Annotated in this window: 18 protein-coding genes and 2 riboswitches; of the genes, 10 read left to right on the forward strand and 8 right to left on the reverse strand. The window is 52.7% G+C overall.

Annotated features, from left to right (window positions below; genetic code table 11):
* Positions 1 to 149 precede the first annotated feature (149 nt).
* Complete coding sequence (locus tag J7I43_RS24075) at positions 150 to 1,340, reverse strand: homoserine dehydrogenase (RefSeq protein ID WP_209148556.1); 1,191 nt, start codon at positions 1,338 to 1,340, stop codon at positions 150 to 152.
* A 2-nt stretch (positions 1,341 to 1,342) separates the two neighbouring features.
* A complete protein-coding gene (locus tag J7I43_RS24080) occupies positions 1,343 to 2,521 on the reverse strand; it encodes a trans-sulfuration enzyme family protein (protein WP_209148557.1) in 1,179 nt (392 codons plus the stop codon).
* A 323-nt stretch (positions 2,522 to 2,844) separates the two neighbouring features.
* Positions 2,845 to 2,954, reverse strand: a riboswitch (SAM riboswitch).
* A gap of 118 nt (positions 2,955 to 3,072) precedes the next feature.
* Here J7I43_RS24080 and J7I43_RS24085 point away from each other — a divergent pair.
* Positions 3,073 to 4,428, forward strand: a complete 1,356-nt coding sequence (locus J7I43_RS24085; RefSeq protein ID WP_209148558.1) for a DUF2851 family protein — start codon at positions 3,073 to 3,075, stop codon at positions 4,426 to 4,428.
* Positions 4,429 to 4,457: 29 nt separating this feature from the next.
* On the forward strand, positions 4,458 to 4,724 hold the full coding sequence (locus tag J7I43_RS24090) for a hypothetical protein (RefSeq protein WP_209148559.1): 267 nt from the start codon (positions 4,458 to 4,460) through the stop codon (positions 4,722 to 4,724).
* A gap of 23 nt (positions 4,725 to 4,747) precedes the next feature.
* On the opposite strand, the gene J7I43_RS24095 is transcribed toward J7I43_RS24090, so the two are convergent.
* On the reverse strand, positions 4,748 to 5,155 hold the full coding sequence (locus J7I43_RS24095) for an OsmC family protein (protein WP_209148560.1): 408 nt from the start codon (positions 5,153 to 5,155) through the stop codon (positions 4,748 to 4,750).
* A gap of 195 nt (positions 5,156 to 5,350) precedes the next feature.
* On the opposite strand from J7I43_RS24095, the gene J7I43_RS24100 reads away from it, so the two are divergent.
* The 3 genes from J7I43_RS24100 (at position 5,351) to J7I43_RS24110 (ending at position 8,219) form a co-directional block, all read left to right on the forward strand.
* Positions 5,351 to 6,151, forward strand: a complete 801-nt coding sequence (locus tag J7I43_RS24100; protein ID WP_209148561.1) for a hypothetical protein — start codon at positions 5,351 to 5,353, stop codon at positions 6,149 to 6,151.
* A gap of 27 nt (positions 6,152 to 6,178) precedes the next feature.
* Positions 6,179 to 7,075, forward strand: coding sequence for a lipoyl synthase (gene lipA, locus J7I43_RS24105; RefSeq protein ID WP_209148562.1), 897 nt, complete (start codon positions 6,179 to 6,181; stop codon positions 7,073 to 7,075).
* Positions 7,076 to 7,286: 211 nt separating this feature from the next.
* Positions 7,287 to 8,219, forward strand: coding sequence for a phosphodiester glycosidase family protein (locus tag J7I43_RS24110; protein WP_209148563.1), 933 nt, complete (start codon positions 7,287 to 7,289; stop codon positions 8,217 to 8,219).
* On the opposite strand, the gene J7I43_RS24115 is transcribed toward J7I43_RS24110, so the two are convergent.
* Positions 8,203 to 8,541, reverse strand: coding sequence for an SdpI family protein (locus tag J7I43_RS24115; protein ID WP_209148564.1), 339 nt, complete (start codon positions 8,539 to 8,541; stop codon positions 8,203 to 8,205). The two genes, J7I43_RS24110 and J7I43_RS24115, sit on opposite strands and share 17 nt — an antisense overlap.
* A gap of 115 nt (positions 8,542 to 8,656) precedes the next feature.
* Positions 8,657 to 11,371 carry an AsmA-like C-terminal region-containing protein gene (locus J7I43_RS24120; protein ID WP_209148565.1) on the reverse strand — a complete coding sequence of 905 codons (2,715 nt, stop codon included), beginning with the start codon at positions 11,369 to 11,371 and terminating at the stop codon, positions 8,657 to 8,659.
* Positions 11,372 to 11,459: 88 nt separating this feature from the next.
* Here J7I43_RS24120 and J7I43_RS24125 point away from each other — a divergent pair, with 88 nt between their 5' ends.
* The 3 genes from J7I43_RS24125 to J7I43_RS24135 all read left to right on the forward strand — a co-directional run bounded on the left by J7I43_RS24125 (position 11,460) and on the right by J7I43_RS24135 (position 13,489).
* Positions 11,460 to 12,053, forward strand: a complete 594-nt coding sequence (locus J7I43_RS24125) for a TrmH family RNA methyltransferase (protein ID WP_209148566.1) — start codon at positions 11,460 to 11,462, stop codon at positions 12,051 to 12,053.
* Positions 12,050 to 12,511, forward strand: coding sequence for a TlpA family protein disulfide reductase (locus J7I43_RS24130; protein WP_209148567.1), 462 nt, complete (start codon positions 12,050 to 12,052; stop codon positions 12,509 to 12,511). Before J7I43_RS24125 ends, J7I43_RS24130 begins: the two co-directional genes overlap by 4 nt.
* Before the next feature lie 183 nt (positions 12,512 to 12,694).
* The gene (locus J7I43_RS24135) at positions 12,695 to 13,489 is read left to right on the forward strand and encodes a hypothetical protein (protein WP_209148568.1); all 795 of its coding nucleotides are present in this window, start codon (positions 12,695 to 12,697) and stop codon (positions 13,487 to 13,489) included.
* Positions 13,490 to 13,491: 2 nt separating this feature from the next.
* Here the strand turns inward: J7I43_RS24135 and rluF are convergent, their stop codons facing one another.
* Positions 13,492 to 14,235: a 23S rRNA pseudouridine(2604) synthase RluF gene (gene rluF, locus J7I43_RS24140; RefSeq protein WP_236023471.1), complete on the reverse strand. Its 744-nt coding sequence runs from the start codon at positions 14,233 to 14,235 to the stop codon at positions 13,492 to 13,494.
* Between the two features lie 64 nt (positions 14,236 to 14,299).
* Between rluF and J7I43_RS24145 the strand changes: the two genes are divergently transcribed.
* Positions 14,300 to 14,710 (forward strand): hypothetical protein, encoded by a 411-nt coding sequence (locus J7I43_RS24145; protein WP_209148569.1) that lies wholly within the window; start codon positions 14,300 to 14,302, stop codon positions 14,708 to 14,710.
* 64 nt (positions 14,711 to 14,774) lie between these two features.
* Positions 14,775 to 15,302: an ORF6N domain-containing protein gene (locus tag J7I43_RS24150; RefSeq protein ID WP_209148570.1), complete on the forward strand. Its 528-nt coding sequence runs from the start codon at positions 14,775 to 14,777 to the stop codon at positions 15,300 to 15,302.
* Between the two features lie 55 nt (positions 15,303 to 15,357).
* Here J7I43_RS24150 and J7I43_RS24155 read toward each other — a convergent pair whose 3' ends face one another.
* The gene (locus J7I43_RS24155) at positions 15,358 to 17,733 is read right to left on the reverse strand and encodes a ribonucleoside-diphosphate reductase subunit alpha (protein WP_209148571.1); all 2,376 of its coding nucleotides are present in this window, start codon (positions 17,731 to 17,733) and stop codon (positions 15,358 to 15,360) included.
* A 55-nt stretch (positions 17,734 to 17,788) separates the two neighbouring features.
* Positions 17,789 to 18,760 (reverse strand): ribonucleoside-diphosphate reductase small subunit, encoded by a 972-nt coding sequence (locus J7I43_RS24160; RefSeq protein WP_209148572.1) that lies wholly within the window; start codon positions 18,758 to 18,760, stop codon positions 17,789 to 17,791.
* A gap of 146 nt (positions 18,761 to 18,906) precedes the next feature.
* A riboswitch (cobalamin riboswitch) is annotated at positions 18,907 to 19,107 on the reverse strand.
* Between the last annotated feature and the right edge of the window lie 213 nt (positions 19,108 to 19,320).

Raw genomic sequence — 19,320 nt, forward strand, 5'->3', positions numbered from 1 at the left:
GCCTTAGCTGATTCCATCCCTTTCAGTACACGGCGTACTACCACCAACTTCTCCTCAAAACTGAACTTTGTTCGTCTATCCATAAAAAATGCCCCCTAAAAGTGTCCAACTTTTTGGGGGCACTACATTATCTGACCACCTTTTTATTTTTAATCTTCATGCTCCAGTACGAGCAGGTTCACTTCTTTATTCTTCAACCATTCCGCATCTTTCAGCTTTTCGAGGTTGATGGTCCCTACCACGTAACGGCAATCGGGCGATTCGTATTTCTCCACGATGTTGTAGAACTCGGTGAGGTCTACCTGGTCGGGCGTTTTGTAGCGCACGTACACTTTCAGTTGTACGTCGTTGGTGAAAGACGGCTGGTTGGATTGTTTGATCTTTTTGTATTCGTAGCGGTAATTGTACAGCAGCGCTGAAATGTCGCTCAGTACGGCGCTTCCGGTGGCGGTGCCGCCGGCGCCCTTGCCTACGAAGAATTGTTTGTCGGTGAACGCGCTTTCGAGCAGCACGCCGTTGTATTCATTGTATACGTCGTACAGCAGGTTGTGCTCGCGGATGAGATGCGGCAGCACGTATGCGTTCACGGAGCCGTTCTGGCGGCGGCAGTTGCCGATCAGTTTGATGGTGCAGTTGCGCTGGCGGGCGAACTGGATATCGAAATCGTTGAGGTGATTGATGCCGAAGTTGAACACTTCTTCCGGTTTCACGAATGTGCCGAAAGCGTGCAGCAGCAGGATCACGATCTTGAATTTCGGGTCGTAGCCTTCCACGTCGAGCGTGGGGTCGGTTTCTGCGAAACCAAGCTCCTGCGCCTGTTTCAGCGCGGTATCGAAGCTCAGGTTCTCTTCGAATATTTTGGTGAGGATGTAGTTGGTGCTGCCGTTGCAAATGCCTTCCACGGCGTTGAGCAGGTCGTTGTCGTAGTATTCCTCGAGGTTGCGGATGATGGGAATGCTGGCGCAGCTGGACGCTTCGTACAGGAAAGGCACTTTGTTCTCCACCTGCAGCTGGTACAGTGCGGGCAGGTTTTCGGCGATCATGCGTTTGCTGGCGCTAACCACGGCTTTGCCGTTCCTGAGCGCGGTGCTCACGATATGGAAAGCGGCGTCGGTGTCGTTGATCAGTTCCACTACTACGTCGATGGTAGGATCGTTGAGAATATCGTTCGGGTCCGTCGTGAAATAGCTCATGTCTATCGGACGGGGCTTATTCGGGTCTTTGATGCAGATTTTTTTGATCCTTGCGTTGATACCTTTGGTTCGGTTCAGTACTTCGTAAAGTCCCTGGCCTACGCAGCCAAAGCCGAATATGCCGAGGTTGATGTTCTTCTTTTCCATAGTTATTGCAGTACGGTAATTTGTTTGCCGATGGGCTGATTTAATTTATCCAATGCTTGTTTCAGGTCGTTGATCAGGTCTTCCGAATCTTCGATGCCAACGGAAAGGCGGATGCAGGATTCCTGCAGGCCGGCTTTTTTGCGGAACTCTTCGGGGATATTCCGGTGCGTCATCGTAACAGGATGGTTCAGCATGCTTTTTACGCCGCCGAAACTTTCCGCGAGTTTGAACAATTTGGTGGTGTTCACGATGCGGATGGCATTTTTGATCTGGTCTTCCTTCAGCGAAAAACTCACCATGCCGCCATATCCTTTTTGTTGTTTGCGGGCGATGTGATGATTTTTATGGGTGGCGAGGCCGGGGTAGAACACTTTGTCTACCGCGGGATGTTCCGCCAGCCAGGAAGCGATGGCGAGCGCGTTGGCGCATTGTTTTTCGAGCCGCAGGCTCAGCGTTTCGATGCCGCGGATGGTGAGCCAGGCTTCGAAGGGACTGAGGATGCTGCCGGAAATGTTCTGGTTGAACTTCAGCTGGTCCGCCAGAGTTTTTGAATTTACCACCACGAGGCCGGCGATCACGTCCGTATGGCCCGCCAGGTATTTGGAGGCGCTGTGGATCACAACGTCTGCCCCGAGCGGGATCGGTTTTTGCAACAGGGGAGTGCTGAAGGTATTGTCTACCACCAGCAGGATATTGTGCTGTTTTGCGATCTTGCTGATAGATTTGATGTCGGATATTTTCAACGTTGGATTGGTGGGCGATTCCAGCCAGATGATCTTTGTTTTGGGAGTGATCTTTTCCAGCACTTTGTCGGTATCGCTCATGTCCACGAAGTTCACTTTGATGCCGAACCTTTCGAACATGCTGTTGAAAATGGAAAAGATGCCGCCGTATGTATCTTCCACCGCCATGATCTCATCGCCGGTTTTGAGCAGTTTGAGCACGGCGTCGATGGCGCTCATGCCGCTGGCGAAGGCGAAACCGGCATACCCGTCCTCCAGGTTGCAGATCAGGTCTTCCAGCACTTTCCGCGTGGGGTTGTTGGCCCGCGAAAATTCAAACCCTTTGTTGATGCCCGGGCTTTCCTGTACAAACGTGGACGTTTGGTAGATAGGCACGGAGATCGCCCCGGTGAGCTCGTCCACCGGGATGCTGTGGATCAGTTGTGTAGATGGTTTCATCCGTTAATAATTTGATTTCAATTGCCGGATGGCATCTCGCTTCGCTCGGTGTCATCCGTTAATAGTTTGACTTCAATTGCCGGATGGCACCTCCCTTTGGTCGGTGTCATCACAATTATTTTTTACTTCATTTTCACGCCCGCACAAAAGCCGGTCTTCTGGTGGTCCTTGTTTTTACGAAACGGCACGCCGCTGCGGTTCACTGTAACAAATGTGATTCAAAAATCTCAGCTTATGTCAGATGGAAGGAAATAAAAAAAGCCCTTCCGGAGCTGGAAGGGCCTTCGCAAATATCTTAGATGTGCAAAATGTAAACCGCTGCCAACTTATCTTTCCCCTTTCCGGGGCCGGAATTAGCACCTTTTCCCGGAATGCTCCGGGATGGTTGCTAAGGCTTCGCAGGGCCAGTACCCTCTGCCTTTCTGGATAAGTGATGTTTAAGAACTGTGCGCAAAGGTAAGGTCAGAAACGGCAATTTTCCAAATACATCCGCGAATTTCGATTTTTACTAAAATTTATAGTAATTTATTAACCGAAAGTAATACTTTTTTATGTTGTCTGTTAACCCCCTCTGCTCTGAGGCCCTGCTCCAGTATATCTGGCTGTCCGGGCTTTTCGACCCGTTCAATCTCGCCACCGTTACCGGCGAGCCCGTCGTTATCCTAAGTCCCGGCCAGCTCAACCGCGACGGCGGCCCCGATTTCACCGCCGCCCGCCTGCGCATCGCCGGTTTGGAATGGGCCGGGAACGTGGAATTGCATTACCGCACGTCCGACTGGCGCCGCCACGGCCATCAGCACAACCCGAAATATCACAATGTGATCCTCCATGTGGTGTTCGAGCACGACCTCCCCGCGCGGCCCGCACCGGGGAAAGGCCCGTCCCGCAAAACTTCGCGGCGAACGCCGCCCGAAATGCCCGGCCCGCCGCCGATCCCCGTTCTGGAGCTGCAACACCGCATCCCGAAAATGCTGCTGCGCCGTTACCATCACCTGATGGAGCAGGCTGCTTTCGTGCCCTGCGCCCCACTGCTGCACCGTGTGCCGGAAGAAATCTGGGAAAGCTGGAAACCCCGGCTGATCGAGGAAAGGTTTGCCAGGAAAACGGAGCTTTACCGCAACTGGCTCGAACAAACCCGCTTCAACTGGGAAGAAGTGTGCACCCGCGCCATGGCACAGAGCTACGGCATGCCGGTGAATACCGCGGCTTTTATGGAACTGGTGCAATCCATTCCCTTTATGCTGCTGGCCCGCACCCGCCTCTACCGACACCGCCTGGAAGCCCTGCTGTTCGGCCAGGCCGGTATGCTGGAAACCGCTTTTCAGGACGACTACCCCAAAACGCTCCAGACCGAATACCGCTTCCTGCAACATAAATACAACCTTCAGCCCATGCCGCCCTATCGCTGGCAATGGCTGCGGATGCGTCCCGCATCGTTCCCCAGCCTGCGTATCGCGCATTTCGCGGCCGTACTGCATGCCACGCCGCATTTTTTTTCCCGCCTGCTGGATACCGAAAGCCAGCATGCCCTCGAAAAACTTTTACACGCGGAGCCTGATCCGTACTGGCAATTCCATTACCGGTTCGACATTCCCTCCGTACGCACCGCCGGCCCCGGCAAACATATCCTGCATCACCTGATGATCAACACCGTAGCCCCGCTGCTCTACCTCTACGGCAAACACATGCGCCTGCCCGGATACCAGCAACGCGCATCAGACCTGCTGGCAGCCCTTCCCGCGGAAAACAACCACATCATCCGCGGCTGGGCGGATGAAAAGATACCGGCCAACACCGCAAAAGATTCGCAAAGCCTTTTGCAGCTCAAACAATATTACTGCGACCGGAAAAGATGCCTGGAATGTAAAGTGGGCAGAAACCTCCTAAGCGGGGGGGCGGAAGACTGATCTCAAATTTTCTAAAAAAGAACTGGGCTGTGAGTTTCAGGGCAATGGGCACAGCTTTTTTAGAAAATTTGAGATCAGTCTTCCTTTGGTGTAACAAAAAAAAGAACGTTGGCATGTGGCCGGGTTTTTTGGAAAACAAACACCCTTCAAACACAGTGGGGAAACAAAAAGCGGCAATTATTATTCCTGTGCCTGATCATCCTGGGTTTTTCCCCGGGGAAAATCAGCATGTTTTAAATTTAAAAAAAGCTGTGCCCATAGCCACTGCCATCCACCGCCCAGTTTCTTTTTTTTAAATTTAAAACATGCTGATTTTTGGTTACCAATTGAAGGTGATGTTTTGTTGGATATCGGGATGAATACTTTCCGCTACGGGGCAGGTGTATGCCGCGTTTTCCAGGATCTTGCGGTCTTTGTCCTGCAGGCCGTGGCCGGCGGGAAAATCGAAGCGGATATTGATGCCTGTTATACGGCGGGGTTCGGTGCCCATGATCTTTTCGACGCTTACTTTCGTGTTTTCGATATTCCAGCCTTTGTCGCGGGCTTTGATGCCCATGATGGTGAGCATGCAGGAGCCGAGGGCGGTTGCCACCAGGTCGCTGGGTGAAAACCGCTCGCCTTTGCCGTTGTTGTCTACCGGTGCGTCCGTATTGATGACCGTCCCTGACCGGACGTGCGTGGCCGTTGTTCTGAGCTCGCCGTTATAAATGATCGATGCAGTTTCCATGATGATTGATTTTAGATGTAAAATAAGCGTATTTTTAATAAATCGGGCCCGCCCGGCCGCGGGCGGGGAAGGCAGCCAACTACCAACTTATTTCTGTATGTTTGTATAGGAATAAAACATAAATCATAATCAGGCGTTTAATAAATATAATTGCGCAACACGGTGAAAAAAATCAATGTACTCTTACTGCTCTTGATGGCTTCTATGACGCTCTATGCCCAGAATTCCGACAAGCCTTCCAAGAAAGAAGAACGGGAACAGAAAAGACTGCGGAAAATCTCGCTGTTCAGGGAAATAGAGGAAGGTGATAACCTTTTCAACAGGGAATTTTCCGGTGGCGCACGCCTCAACACCGACGGCTGGACCGGCTTTCTCGAAATGGGTTTTCGCAAAACGGCCAGCAGGGTCAATTTTTTTCAGTTTGAATTTTCAGAGAAAAGAGACGCCAAGCAGGACCGTTCCTCCAGGATGATCCCCGCTGGCGGCGGTTTCTATATCAGCAGCACGCCTTTTGTGTACGGTAAAATGAACAACTTTTACGCGGCCAAGCTCGGCATCGGCCAGAAACGGCTGATCGGCGGCAAAGGCAACAAAAACGGCGTGGAAGTGAACTTCCTGTATTATGGCGGCCTGTCCGCCGGGCTTATCAAGCCCTATTACCTGGAGCTGACCAACGATTCCGGCGATCCCAATACCCGTAAGATCGTGAAATACTCAGACGATATCCGCGACGATTTCCTGAACCGCGACCTTATCTACGGCGCCGGCGGCTTCGGCCGTGGCTGGAGCGAAATGAGCATTACGCCGGGCCTCCATGCAAGAACGGGCTTCCGGTTCGACTGGGCGCGTTTTAACGACGTTGTTTCCGCGCTCGAAGTGGGCATCAACGCCGAATATTATACCAAAAAGGTGCAAATTATGGTCGATCAGGAAGGTAAGTCGTTCTTTTTCAATGCTTACGTAGGAATACAGCTGGGAAAACGCTGGAATAAGTAACTTTGTACCTTAAAGAAAGGATTTGCGATGCAAGAATTACCCGTAATCGCGGCCGGAGAACCGGTTGCGCAGAGAGTGAAAAAGCCCGACTGGCTCAGAGTGAAATTGCCGATCGGAGAGAATTACAGGCAGGTAAGGAACCTGGTAGACACCCATAAACTTCATACCATCTGTGAAAGCGGCAATTGTCCCAATATGGGCGAATGCTGGGGAGCCGGAACGGCCACTTTCATGATCCTTGGAAATATATGCACCCGCAGCTGCGGCTTTTGCGCCGTAGCCACCGGCCGGCCCGAAGCCGTAGACTGGGACGAGCCCCAGCGCGTAGCGGAAGCCATTTACCTCATGAAAGTAAAACATGCGGTAATTACGTCTGTAGACAGGGATGAACTGAAAGACGGCGGCTCCATCATCTGGGCCAATACCATCAAGGCCGTGCGCGCTCTCAACCCTGAAACCACCATGGAAACCCTTATCCCCGATTTCAGGGGTATCTGGGAAAACCTGGAAAGGGTGATCGAAGCCGCGCCGGAAGTGGTAAGCCACAACGTGGAGACCGTGGAGCGCATGACCAAACAGGTGCGCATCCAGGCGAAATACCACCGCAGTCTGGAAGTGATCCGCCGGTTAAAAGAAGGCGGCATGCGCACCAAAAGCGGCATCATGCTGGGCCTCGGCGAAACCAAGGAAGAAGTGGTACAGGCTATGCAGGACCTCTACGACAATGGCTGCGACGTTGTAACGCTCGGCCAGTACCTGCAGCCTACTCCCAAACATCTCCCCGTTGTCCGTTTTGTACACCCGGACGAGTTCGCGGAACTGCGCGAGATCGGTTACGGCATGGGCCTCGATTATGTGGAAGCAGGGCCGCTGGTGAGATCGTCTTACCACGCCGAAAAACACATCTTCAGCGGCAGGAAATAAGCCGCAAGAACTTACTGAATATAGCCCGGAGTCATCGTTCCGGGCTTTTTTATGCTGCAAGTCAGCTTCCGCGCATAACCCACCTGAAAGACTTCCGCCAGCCATCGGTTCCATGCCGCTTTCAGTTTTTCGTTCCCCGCTTTCGTTAACTTTTTATTTCTTTCCGCAATAATCAATTAAACTCTCCCCCCGATTGCCTATTTTTCTGACCATGAAACGCTTATTGATCGTATTAGCCATGCTTCCCGCCGCGGCCTATTCCCAACTCCGCTGGCAACCCTCCGCCATGCATAACGAAGGCCTGCCTTCAGGCATGAAGGTTTTTGAAACCAAAGATTCGCTGGACGGCAAACCCTTCCGCGCTTTTTACCTCGAATTCGACCCGTCTGACCGGCAGATCGAAACCGTAGTGCGCACCGGCAACGGCAAACGCCTCACGCCCGCGCAGTACGACAGCCTGGAAGGCCCTTCCGTGCTCGCGGTGATCAACACCACTTTTTTCTCCTTCACAACCAACCGCAGCCTGAACCTGGTGATGCACAACGGGGAAGTGATAGACGTGAACCCGAAATCCATCGCCGGCGCCAACCGCACGATGTACACCACCCGCGGCGCTTTTGGCCTCAGCCGCAGGAACCGCCCCGATGTGGCCTGGGTGTACAACGTCGGTGAAAAAAATACGCCGTACGCTTACGCCGCGCCCGTCACGCCAGACATCAACGGTACAGACACCGTATATTATCAGCCCACCAAAAAATACCCGCGCGGTGCGCGCCGCTGGAAAGTGAAAGAAGCCGTGGGTGGCGGCCCGGTACTGGTGCAGGACGGGCAGATCCATGTAACGATGAACGAAGAACGCATGGGCGGGGTGAAGGATTTTCACCCGAGGTCTGCCGTAGGTTACCGGGCAGACGGTAAAGTGGTGCTGCTGGTAGTGGAAGGGAGGAACAAAGGCGTAGCCGAAGGCGCCACCCTCGAACAGCTGGCGAAGATCTTTACCGACCTCCGCTGCGTGGAAGCGCTGAACCTCGACGGCGGCGGGTCTTCCGCGTTGTACGTGAACCATCTTAACACCATCAAACCTTCCGATAAAACCGGTCAGCGCCCAGTGCCCGCCGTGCTGGTGATCAGGAGAAAGGAGTAGTTTTTTTGCCCGGTTTGGCGCGTTTGTGCCCGTCTTCGTCGAACTCCTGCAGCAGGTGCCATTCGGTAAGACCGGTAAGCAGCAACGCGCAGATAATTACCGGCGTGACGGTGAGGTACAGGAACACGTCTGTTTGCGTATCGAAAATAAACGCCATCAGCAGTCCGAACGGAACCAGGATGTAAGCCATGCAGCGCGAAATATATGCAGAGTACTGGTTGGCTTCGTGCCAGGTGTCTTCGTTGATGGTGGAAGAAAAGGTGCGGTAACCGTACCAGGTTTTCATGCTGCGCGGCGGGTATTTCCGGATCATGAATCCCATAAAAAGGAAAAGCAGTCCGGCTAACAAACTGGCATTACAAAAGGGGCTGTGTATAATGCTGTCCATAAAAAAAGCGTGGTACTGTGTGGTACCACGCTTTATATTACAAGCGAACTTATCGTTTTGTTGAATCCGCTGCGGTGTTTTTGCGTTTGTTCAGCAATCCCTTGAGGGTGTTGTTCAGCGTTTTTTCCGCCGCTTTGCCTGCGTCTTTAAGGCCACCCTGGCCGGTACTGTCCTTGCCGCCCAGCAGTTTGTTTTTCAGCTCGTCTTTCACCGCGTTCACGGCCTGGTTCTTCACCTGCGAAAGTGAATCTTTGACGGCCTGTTTCACCGTGTCCACTTTATTTTTGATCATCGCGGTGGCCTGGTCTTTCAGGTTATCCGCCGCTTTGCCCGCCGCCTCTTTCAGGTCTGTTTTTACGGAAGGTTTCATGATGTTGCCGCCCAGCAGCACGTTGAGATACACCGTATCTCCCAACTGTACGGGAATGCCTTTGCTGTTGGCCTGGCTCACCAGATTGTTCACCAGTGCGGTGCCTTTTTGCCCGATCAGCGCGCGCGGCAGCGCCAGTTGCATGGTGTAGTCCATGCTTTGGTCAAAACCATGGCTGCCGCCTACCAGCATGTTCATATTCGGCAGTCTCACGCGGAAAGGATTGACCGTCATCCGCCCGTTCTGGAACGCAAAATAGTTTTTGATGTCGCGTACGGAAATGTCCTGCAGCGAGCTGACGTTCAGCTGTGTGGCCAGCTGGTCCAGCGGCGCGAATTTTTTCAGGAAACCCTGTATCAGCAGCAGGTTGCCGTCTCCGGAAAGCGTGTTCAGCTGCGGGCTCATATCTTTGCCCAGCTTGCCTTTTACGGTAAGCTGCGAACTGAGCTTGCCGCTCAGGAACTGCGCGATGGGCATCAGTTTCTGTACGGTGTTGAAGGCATTGAAGGTCTGTTGTACGTCCAGCTCTTTTACGTCGTAAGACAGGCTGATATCCGGGTGATTTTTATCGTTTTTGGTGGAATAGGTGCCGTCGATTTCCATGCTGCCCTGCAGCGTGTTGGCTTTGATGTCTTTCATCGTCACCGTTTCATCTTTGATCAGCAGCGCGCCGGAAAGATTGTTGAGGTCCACTTTGTCGTAATGTACTTTGTCTACCTGCGCGAGGATGTTGAAATCGAGATTGTTCGGTACGGCAAAGGGCACGGCGGCCGCAGTATCAACGGGTTTGGAAGGAGTAGTGCTTTCTGTGCTTTCCGTGGCCATCCATTTGTTGAGGTCCAGCTGGTCGGCTTTCAGCGCCAGCCTGCCATTGAGCGCTTCGTTGCGCAGCACGTAGGCCAGCAGGTTGTTCACTTCGCCGTTGGCGGAAAAGTTGGTGCCGAGGTACTGGCCGTTGAAATCGGAAACGGTCACGTTTTTCGGGTTGAACTGCATTTGCAGCGAAGACACTTTTATGCCGTCGGGATAATCGTTGCTTTTGTAGAGCAGGTTGTTCACCGAAAGATTGCCCGCCGCATTGAACGATTCGTACTGCTGCTTTTCGATGGCGCTCATGTAACCGCGCGCCTGCAGGTCCGCATTCAGCAAACCGGCCAGCTGCGTGCCTTTTTCGAATTTTACGAACTGGCCCACTTTGCCGAGATCGACCTTGCCTTTTGCCGCGGCATCGATGTAGAGGTCGGATACGGGCGTTTTGATCATGAGGCGCATGTCTACGGGGCTGTCGTCCATTTCAAGATGCGCCTGCTGTACGTCTACGATGGTATGGTCGGGCACGCCGTCCGCATTGCTTACGTTTACCGCCAGTTGTATGTTCTTCACCGGTTTGGGAAGGTCAGGGTATTGGAAGAAGCCGTTCTTCACGCCCAGGTGCAACCCGTACGCGGGCATTTGCTCGCCCGCGTAAACGCCTTTCACGAAGCCGGAGAAACTCGCGTTGCCGCTGGTTTTGATGCTGGCGAAGTCTTTCGAGTATACGCTGGGGATGAGGGAAAGAATGTCTTTAAAATCGGTGGACGGCGATTTGAACTGCACATCCATTTTGTAGGAGCTGTCGTTGAGCAGCTGCACGAAACCTTCGGTGGTCAATTTCAGGTTGTTCACGGAAATATTGTCCGTTTTGAAGGAATAGGTGCTGGTTTTATTGTCGATTTTTATATCGCTGAGAATTTCCACGCGCGAATCGAGCAGGTAAGGGATAAAACCGTACGCGAAGCTGAGCGCTTCGGTGGTGGTGGAGGTTTGCAGCACGAACTCGTCCTGCGTGAAATCTCCTTTCCCTTTATGGTTCAGGCCGTTGATGCTGAGATGCATGTGGCCTTCGAGGTCGTCGTATTTGACGGTGCCGTTTTCGATGCTGTATTGCTGGAGGCTGAGCGAAAATTCGCCGGACGCGCTATCTGCGGGCGCTGCTGCGGCGGTATCGGTGTCCGGTTTGGTAATGTCCCAGTTGGCGCGGCCTTCTTCGTCTACAACGGCGTATATGCGTGGCTGTTGCAGCACAACGTTATGCACGTCGATGCGGTCGCCTTTGATCACGCTCATGAGGTTCATGGCGATATCGAGCCGTTTTACGGCCAGCAGCGTGTCGCCGTCGAAATGGTCCACACCGGTGACGGCCAGTTCTTCCAAAGCCACTGCCAGCCGCGGGAACCGGCGGAAAAGACTGATATCCACGTCTTTAAATTCCACTTTTGCGTTCAGGCTTTTGTTGAGCTCCGTTTTAATTTTGGCCATGATCTGGCCTTTAAAAAAATAAGGGATCGCGATCAGCAGGGCTATCAGTACCAGCAGCCCGATCCCTATGCCTTTCAGCACCTTTTTTATCTTCATAGGATCCGTTTTGTTTAAGAACGGCTAAAGATAGTAAATCGTCTTACTGAAACGAATTTCTGTTAATTTTACATATAAATTTAACAGCATGACGCCGGAGCGCAGAGAAAGGATATTACGCGTATTACATAACCGCCAGGCCAACCTGACGGTGGTGCTTGAAAATGTGGAAGACCCGCACAATGTGTCTGCCGTGCTGCGTACCTGCGATGCCGTGGGCATCCAGGACGTATATGTGCTCACCACCAAAGTGCCCCGGCAGAAAAAATGGGGCGCTAAAAGTTCGTCCAGCGCCGCGCAATGGTTGAGCGTGCATCAATATTCCGATGTAAATGAACTGGTGGCGGAATTGCGAAAAAAGTATGACCGGATACTGACCACACACCTGGCCACCGGTTCGGTGAGCCTGTACGATATCGATTTCAGGGGGTCGGTGGCGCTTGTGTTCGGCAACGAGCAAACGGGCGTAAGCGAGGAGCTGCGCGCGCTGGCCGACGGCAATTTTATCATTCCCATGATGGGCATTATCCGCTCGCTGAATATTTCCGTAGCTTGCGCCGTCAGCATTTACGAGGCCATGCGGCAGAAAAAGAACGCGGGCCATTACGAACACCCTTCCCTCCCTGAAACCCAGCGCGCAGCGCTGCTCGCGGATTGGAACATTAAAGAAGAAGACTTATGAAAACCCTGTTGGTCCTTTTGTTATGCACCATTTCCGCCAGCGCGCAGCAGGTGCGTAAGATCAATCCCGCGCAGCTGGAAACCCTCATGAAATCAAGCGATTCGGTAACGGTGGTGAACCTCTGGGCCACCTGGTGCGTGCCCTGCATCAAAGAGCTGCCGGCTTTTGAAAAACAGGCGCGGCTGAACCCTTCCGTGCGTTTCGTGTACGTCAGCCTCGACCTCGACGAAGCCTACCCCGGCGATATCCGCAAGTTCGTACGCCAGCGGAAGCTGAGCGGGGAAGTGTACTGGATGGAAGAGCCCAACGCCAACGTTTACGCCCGCATTATCGACCCGCGGTGGGAGGGAAGCATTCCCGCCACGGTGATCCTCAATCCGGCCAAAGCCTACCGCAAATTTATCGAAGGCGTGCTGGAAGAAGAGCAGCTGCAATGGGAGCTGAGCCGCGCGAGATAACCGAAACAGCTGGTAACCAGCGGTTTTTGGTATTCTCGCAATTAATCTCTAATTTAATCGTATTAATCCCCGAACAACAGCCGCATCCGGCTTCACCCCAAATCAAAGCCCCGATGCGATTTCCGCAGCAACATTAGATTTTCCCATAACAACGAAGCGTAAACCCTGATAAAAACATAACATATGGCTATCGAATTTCTGAACCCCGAAACCAGCGTGGTATTCTCCGCCCCGGCCGACCTTCCGAAAGGCGGCAAATTCGCCGATGCGCTGAAAAACATTGCACGCGACATTCCTACTTCCGACCAGCTTACCGGCGTTGAATTGCGGCTGCTGCCACCTTTTGTGAAAGACAATAACACGGAGCCTTTCCTGGTATTTCCCGGCTTTGCCAAATTGTATTGCCTCACCATCGTAGTAAGCGACATCAACAACCAGCTGGTGGGCGGCATCGACCTGCAGGGCTTCCCGAGGATCGGCGACAACGAACATCTTCCCATCAACAAAACTATTTTTTACTGGCAGCAGAACGAAACGGACCACAAGCCGCCCAAGCAGGTGCACACGCTTTGTTCCGTGATCAAAAGCAAAAAGGCGCTGCGCGAAACGGGCAAGATTATGGCGGACCTGAAAAACGACCAGGAATACCAGACGCTGATGGGCACGGTGACCAACCTGGCGTCCAGCACAAGCCCGGTAGGCGTTGCGCTGGACATCATCACGCAGGTGGCGGGCATTGTGGGGAAATATCTCGGAAACGTGGAAGACAAACCGGTGGGCACCGTGATCAACAGTTTTACGGACATCCGCGGCGATTTCGACCACGAAGGCGTGCGTAAACATACCTTTAATGCAACGAAAGTGGATTTTGAAATGGAAGTGATCGTGCGGGCGCAGCGCCATGCGGAAAGATCGCGCACGCGTTCGCTGGAAGACGGGCAGGAAGAGGTGGAAGTGCAGATGGAACCGCTTTGGTAGCGTTATTCGTCCATGCCGCCGAGGTCTGACCTGTCGGCGGTTTTGCTGCTGCGCGCTACCATTTCGCTGATCAGTTCGATCTCGTCTTTGGTGAAGTACCGCCATTTTCCCGGCGGAATGTCTTTCAGCGTGATGCCCATGATGCGGGTGCGTTTCAGCGAAGTGACCCGGTAACCCAATGCCTCGCACATGCGGCGTATCTGGCGGTTGAGGCCCTGCGTCAGGATGATCCTGAAGCGGGTGGGGCCTTCCTGCTGCACGAAACATTTTTTGGTGTATACGCCCAGGATGCGCACGCCGTTGCGCATGGTTTTGACGAACTCGGCGGTGATGGGTTTGTCTACCGTCACGATATATTCTTTTTCGTGCTGGTTGCCCGCGCGCAGGATCTTATTGACGATATCGCCGTCGTTGGTGAGAAAGATGAGCCCTTCGGACAGTTTGTCCAGCCGGCCGATCGGGAAGATGCGGGATTTGTACCCTACGTAGTCGATGATATTGGTTTTGTCTTTGAGGTCGGTGGTGCAGGTGATGCCTTTGGGTTTATTGAGCGCGAGATATACCGGCGCTTTCTTTTTTTTCAGCGGCTCCCCGTCGATCTCCACTACATCGCCTTCCGTAACGCGGTTGCCTTTGGAGGCGATATTGTCATTGATGGTCACACGGCCCTGTTCAATGTATTTATCCGCTTCCCTGCGGCTGCAAAAACCGGTTTCGGCGATGTATTTGTTGATGCTGATGTCCATATCGGACTGCAAATTTAAGAAGTTTCGGGTTGCCGCAGGGCCCGCTTTTTTTTATATTCGTTGCATGTTGAACAAGTTATTCGGAAAACTTTTCGCGCGCCGGCAGGTGCTGCCTCAGCCTGAGGTCAAACGGCATCTCAAAAAAACGGGCGAGCGCATCGTGTTCGGGCTGGACGATTGTGAGGTGAAACCCTTCGAGATCACGGTGGAATTGCCATTCGACATGCCCAGCCGGGCGGAAATGCTGGACGGGCTGGCGGGGAGAGGAAGGGCCAATACGGTCACGGGAGAGGGCAGTTACATCCTGTACCGGCGCAAGCTGGCGGACGGTACTGAAAAGCGATATTTCAGCCCCGTTATTTACCGGGAAAGAACGGCGCTGGCCTTCCTGCTATATGCGCAGCGGGAAATATCACTGTATGTGGACAGGCGGGATGCGAATGCGTATTATTTTGACCTGGAGTTTTTGGATTAGGATTTACCCCTTTTTGCAGGAAATGTGTCTTGTATGTAATTGTTAACCTAAAATAAGCAAAAACATGCAAGAAACTATTGGTATGTCGGATGAGATAATCAAGAGTAAAATTTTATTGATCAGAGGAAAAAGGGTGATGATTGATAGGGATTTAGCTGAGTTGTACGGGGTTACGACAAAACGGCTTAATGAACAAGTGAAGCGTAATCCTCAACGTTTTCCGGACGACTTTATGTTTCAGTTGACTGAAGCCGAAAAATCGGAGGTGGTCGCAATTTGCGACCACCTGCAAATGGTGAAATTTTCACGTACTATGCCATATGCTTTTTCTGAGCACGGGGCAGTGATGCTCGCCAGTGTTTTAAACAGCGAACGGGCCATTGCGGTTAATATTCAGATTTTGAGGATTTTTACGCACATGCGTGAGGCATTGCTGATTCACAAGGACATATTACTACAGCTTGAAAAACTGGAAGGAAAGGTAAGCTCGCAGGGTGAGGATATCCAAATGATATTCGATTGCCTGAGACAATTGATGAGCCCGCCGCAGGAACCACGTACGGAAATCGGCTTCAGGAACCATCGTCAATAAAAAAGACCCGGAAAATCTCCCGGGCCTTTTTTAATCTATAATCAGTCTTAAATAATCAGGCGCTGCAGGTCACGCAACCTTCTTCCATGGTGCAAACCGCGCCCACGGGAACGCCGAGCTCTTCGGAGTTTTCCGCCGGGGCTATCACAGGCACCATGTTCTGGCCGCCTTGTTTTTCCACGGTGAACTGAACGGCTTGCGCCGCCGCTTGCGTGCGCAGGTAATACATGCCGGTCTTCAGGCCTTTTTTCCAGGCGTAGAAGTGCATAGACGTGAGTTTGGATGCTGAAGGCGTGTCTACGAACAGGTTCAGGCTCTGGCTCTGGCAGATGAACGCGCCGCGGTCTGCCGCCATATCGATGATCGTACGCTGTTTGATCTCCCAAACGGTTTTGTACAATTCCTTGATATTGCCGGGGATCTCTTCGATCTGCTGCACGGAACCGTTGTGCGAGATGATCTTGTTCTTCATGTCGTTGTCCCACAGGCCGAGCTCCACGAGGTCTTTCAGCAGGTGTTTGTTCACCACTACAAATTCACCGCTTAATACGCGGCGGGTGTAGATGTTGGATGTGTACGGTTCGAAACATTCGTTGTTGCCGAGGATCTGCGAGGTAGACGCGGTGGGCATCGGCGCCAGCAGCAGCGAGTTGCGGATGCCATGGGTTTTGATCTCGGCTTTCAGACCGGTCCAGTCCCAGCGGGCGGAAGGCGTTACGTTCCACATATCGTACTGCAGAATGCCTTTGCTGGCGGGTGAGCCTTCGTAGCTGTCGTATGCGCCGTCTTTTTTCGCCAGGTCTTTGGAGGCGGTAAGCGAAGCGAAATAGATGGTTTCGAAGATCTCTTTGTTCAGTTTCTGCGCCTGTTCGCTTTCGAAAGGATAACGGAGCAGGAAAAACGCGTCCGCGAGGCCCTGAACGCCGAGGCCGATGGGGCGGTGGCGCAGGTTGGAGCGGCGTGCTTCTTCGACCGGGTAGTAATTTTCGTCGATGATCTTGTTCAGGTTAAGGGTAGCCTGGTAAGTTACGTCGAAAAGTTTCTGGTGGTCGAACTGGCCGTCGATCACGAAGCGGGGCAGCGCGAGCGAAGCGAGGTTGCATACCGCTACCTCTTCGGGGGAAGTATATTCGATGATCTCGGTGCAGAGGTTGGAACTTTTGATGGTGCCGAGGTTCTGCTGGTTGGATTTGCGGTTGGCGGAATCTTTATACAGCAGGTACGGCGTACCGGTTTCGATCTGTGCGTCGAGGATGGCGAACCAAAGGTCCTGCGCTTTTACGGTTTTGCGCTGGCGGTTTTCGGATTCGTATTGTTCGTACAGTTTTTCGAATTCTTCACCCCAGCAATCGGCCAGGCCGGGCGCTTCGTGAGGGCAGAACAGGCTCCAGTCGCCGTTGCTTTCCACGCGTTTCATGAACAGGTCGGGCATCCAGAGGGCGTAGAAGAGGTCGCGGGCGCGCATTTCTTCTTTACCATGGTTCTTGCGCAGGTCCAGGAACTCGAACACGTCCGCGTGCCAGGGCTCGAGGTAAATGGCGAAAGCGCCTTTGCGTTTGCCGCCGCCCTGGTCTACATAACGCGCGGTGTCGTTGAATACGCGCAGCATCGGGATGATGCCGTTAGACGTACCGTTGGTGCCGCTGATGTAAGAACCGGTGGCGCGGATGTTGTGGATGCTGAGACCGATGCCGCCCGCGCTCTGCGAGATCTTGGCGGTCTGTTTCAGCGTGTCGTAGATGCCGTCGATGCTGTCGCCCTGCATGGTCAGCAAAAAGCAGCTGCTCATCTGTGGTTTGGGCGTACCGGCGTTGAAGAGGGTGGGCGTGGCGTGGGTGAACCAGCGCTCGCTCATGAGGTTGTATGTTTTGATCGCGGAATCGATATCGTCTTTGTGGATGCCAACGGCCACGCGCATGAACATATGCTGCGGGCGCTCGGCGATCTTGCCGTCGATTTTCAGCAGGTACGAGCGTTCCAGCGTTTTAAAGCCGAAATAATCGAATGCGAAGTCGCGGTCGTAAATAATGGTGGAATCGAGGATGTCCGCGTTCTGACGGATCACGTCCCAAACTTCGTCGCTCAGCAGGCCGGCGGGTTTGCCGGTTTTGGGATCGATGTATTCGTACAGTTTTTTCATCGTTTTGGAAAACGACTTCACGGTATTTTTATGCAGGTTGCTCACCGCGATGCGGGAAGCGAGCTGCGCATAGTCCGGGTGTTTGGTTGTCAGGGAAGCGGCGGTTTCCGCAGCCAGGTTGTCCAGCTCGGTAGTGGTAACGCCGTCGTACAAGCCCTGGATCACTTTCTTCGCTACGTCTATTGAATCTACATATTCCGGCGCCAATCCGTAACACAGTTTCTCTACCCTTGCCGTAATCTTGTCGAATTTGACAGATTCCTTTCTTCCGTCTCTTTTTATAACGAACATAGTGTGATGAATTTAACTGGGTGAATAAATATATGTTGAGTGAAATGTTTTCGTCTTAGAAGTCTTCGTCCAGGCTGAATGTCTGTGTTTCTTTATTGCCCATTACACCGGATTTCTGGTAGTCGCCCACGCGTTTTTCAAAGAAGTTGGTCTTGCCCTGCAGGGAGATCATTTCCATGAAATCGAAGGGGTTGGCGCTGTTGAACATTTTGCTGCAGCCGAGGGCCTGCAGCCAGCGGTCCGCCACGAACTCGATGTATTGTTTCATCAGGTCGGCATTCATGCCGATCAATGCGGCGGGCAATGCGTCGGTGATAAATTCTTTTTCGATGGACACGGCGTCGCCGATGATCTCATGCACTTCTTTTTCGCTCAGTTTGCCGTTGAGCATGCTGTACAGCAGGCAGGCGAACTCGCAATGCAGGCCTTCGTCGCGGCTGATCAGCTCGTTGGAGAAGGTGAGGCCTGGCATGAGGCCGCGTTTCTTCAGCCAGAAAATGGAGCAGAAGCTGCCGCTGAAGAAAATGCCTTCCACCGCCGCGAACGCTACGAGGCGCTGCGCGAAAGTGCCGCCTTCGATCCAGCGGAGGGCCCATTCGGCTTTCTTTTTCACCGCCGGCACGGTATCGATGGCGTGGAAAAGACGGTCTTTCTCCACCGGGTCTTTCACATACGTATCGATCAGCAGGGCATATGTTTCAGAGTGAATATTCTCCATCATGATCTGGAAGCCGTAAAAACAACGCGCTTCGGGGATCTGTACTTCGCTCATGAAGTTCACCGCCAGGTTCTCGTTCACAATACCGTCGGAAGCCGCGAAAAATGCCAGCACATGGGAAATGAAGTGGCGTTCGCCGTCGTTCAGCTTGGCCCAGTCCGCGAGGTCGCCGCTCAGGTCGATCTCTTCGGCCGTCCAGAAGCTGGCTTCATGGCGTTTGTATTGTTCCCAGATGGCAGGATAATTGATCGGCAGCAGCACGAACCGGTCCTTGTTGTCTTTCAATAAGATTTCATTCTCGTTACTCATAAGAATTTTTTATACGGTTAACTACCCTATAGTTAAGTGGTTGTGTTTTTTTCCGGTACGTAAGGGAGACGGCGGAGCATTATCCGGGAGAGGAATTGTTACATCCTGGGGTCGGGCTCGCCATAACCTTATTTCGCGAAGGTTTTGACAAATACGTTGAACTGGCAGGTCTCCTGGCTTTCCCTTGCCGGGTGGGCCTTCCCATCCCGATGTTGGTCGGAACAGTGGCATATGCAGCATCCGGCATATAGGGGATCACAGTAGCGCGTCTGCTCGTGAGTTCCACACGATTCCCTATTAATTCACACGTTTTAGAAACGATTGAAGCCAGTACAACGACGTCAAGAACTGTTGCAAATATATTGATCAAACTATCCCATCAAAGTGATTAGTTTCCCCCATATGTGGATAAAGAATGTGAACATTTCCGGAGTGCAGAAGGGGCGTACAATTCACGCTATTCACACCTAAACGCAGGTATTTGGTATGATAAAAATGCAGAATGTGTTTAAAGTCTGGCACGTATTAACACAGGCAAAATGTGTGGCGAAAATTGCCCT

Source organism: Chitinophaga chungangae, assembly GCF_017742215.1.
GTDB classification, from domain to species: domain Bacteria; phylum Bacteroidota; class Bacteroidia; order Chitinophagales; family Chitinophagaceae; genus Chitinophaga; species Chitinophaga chungangae.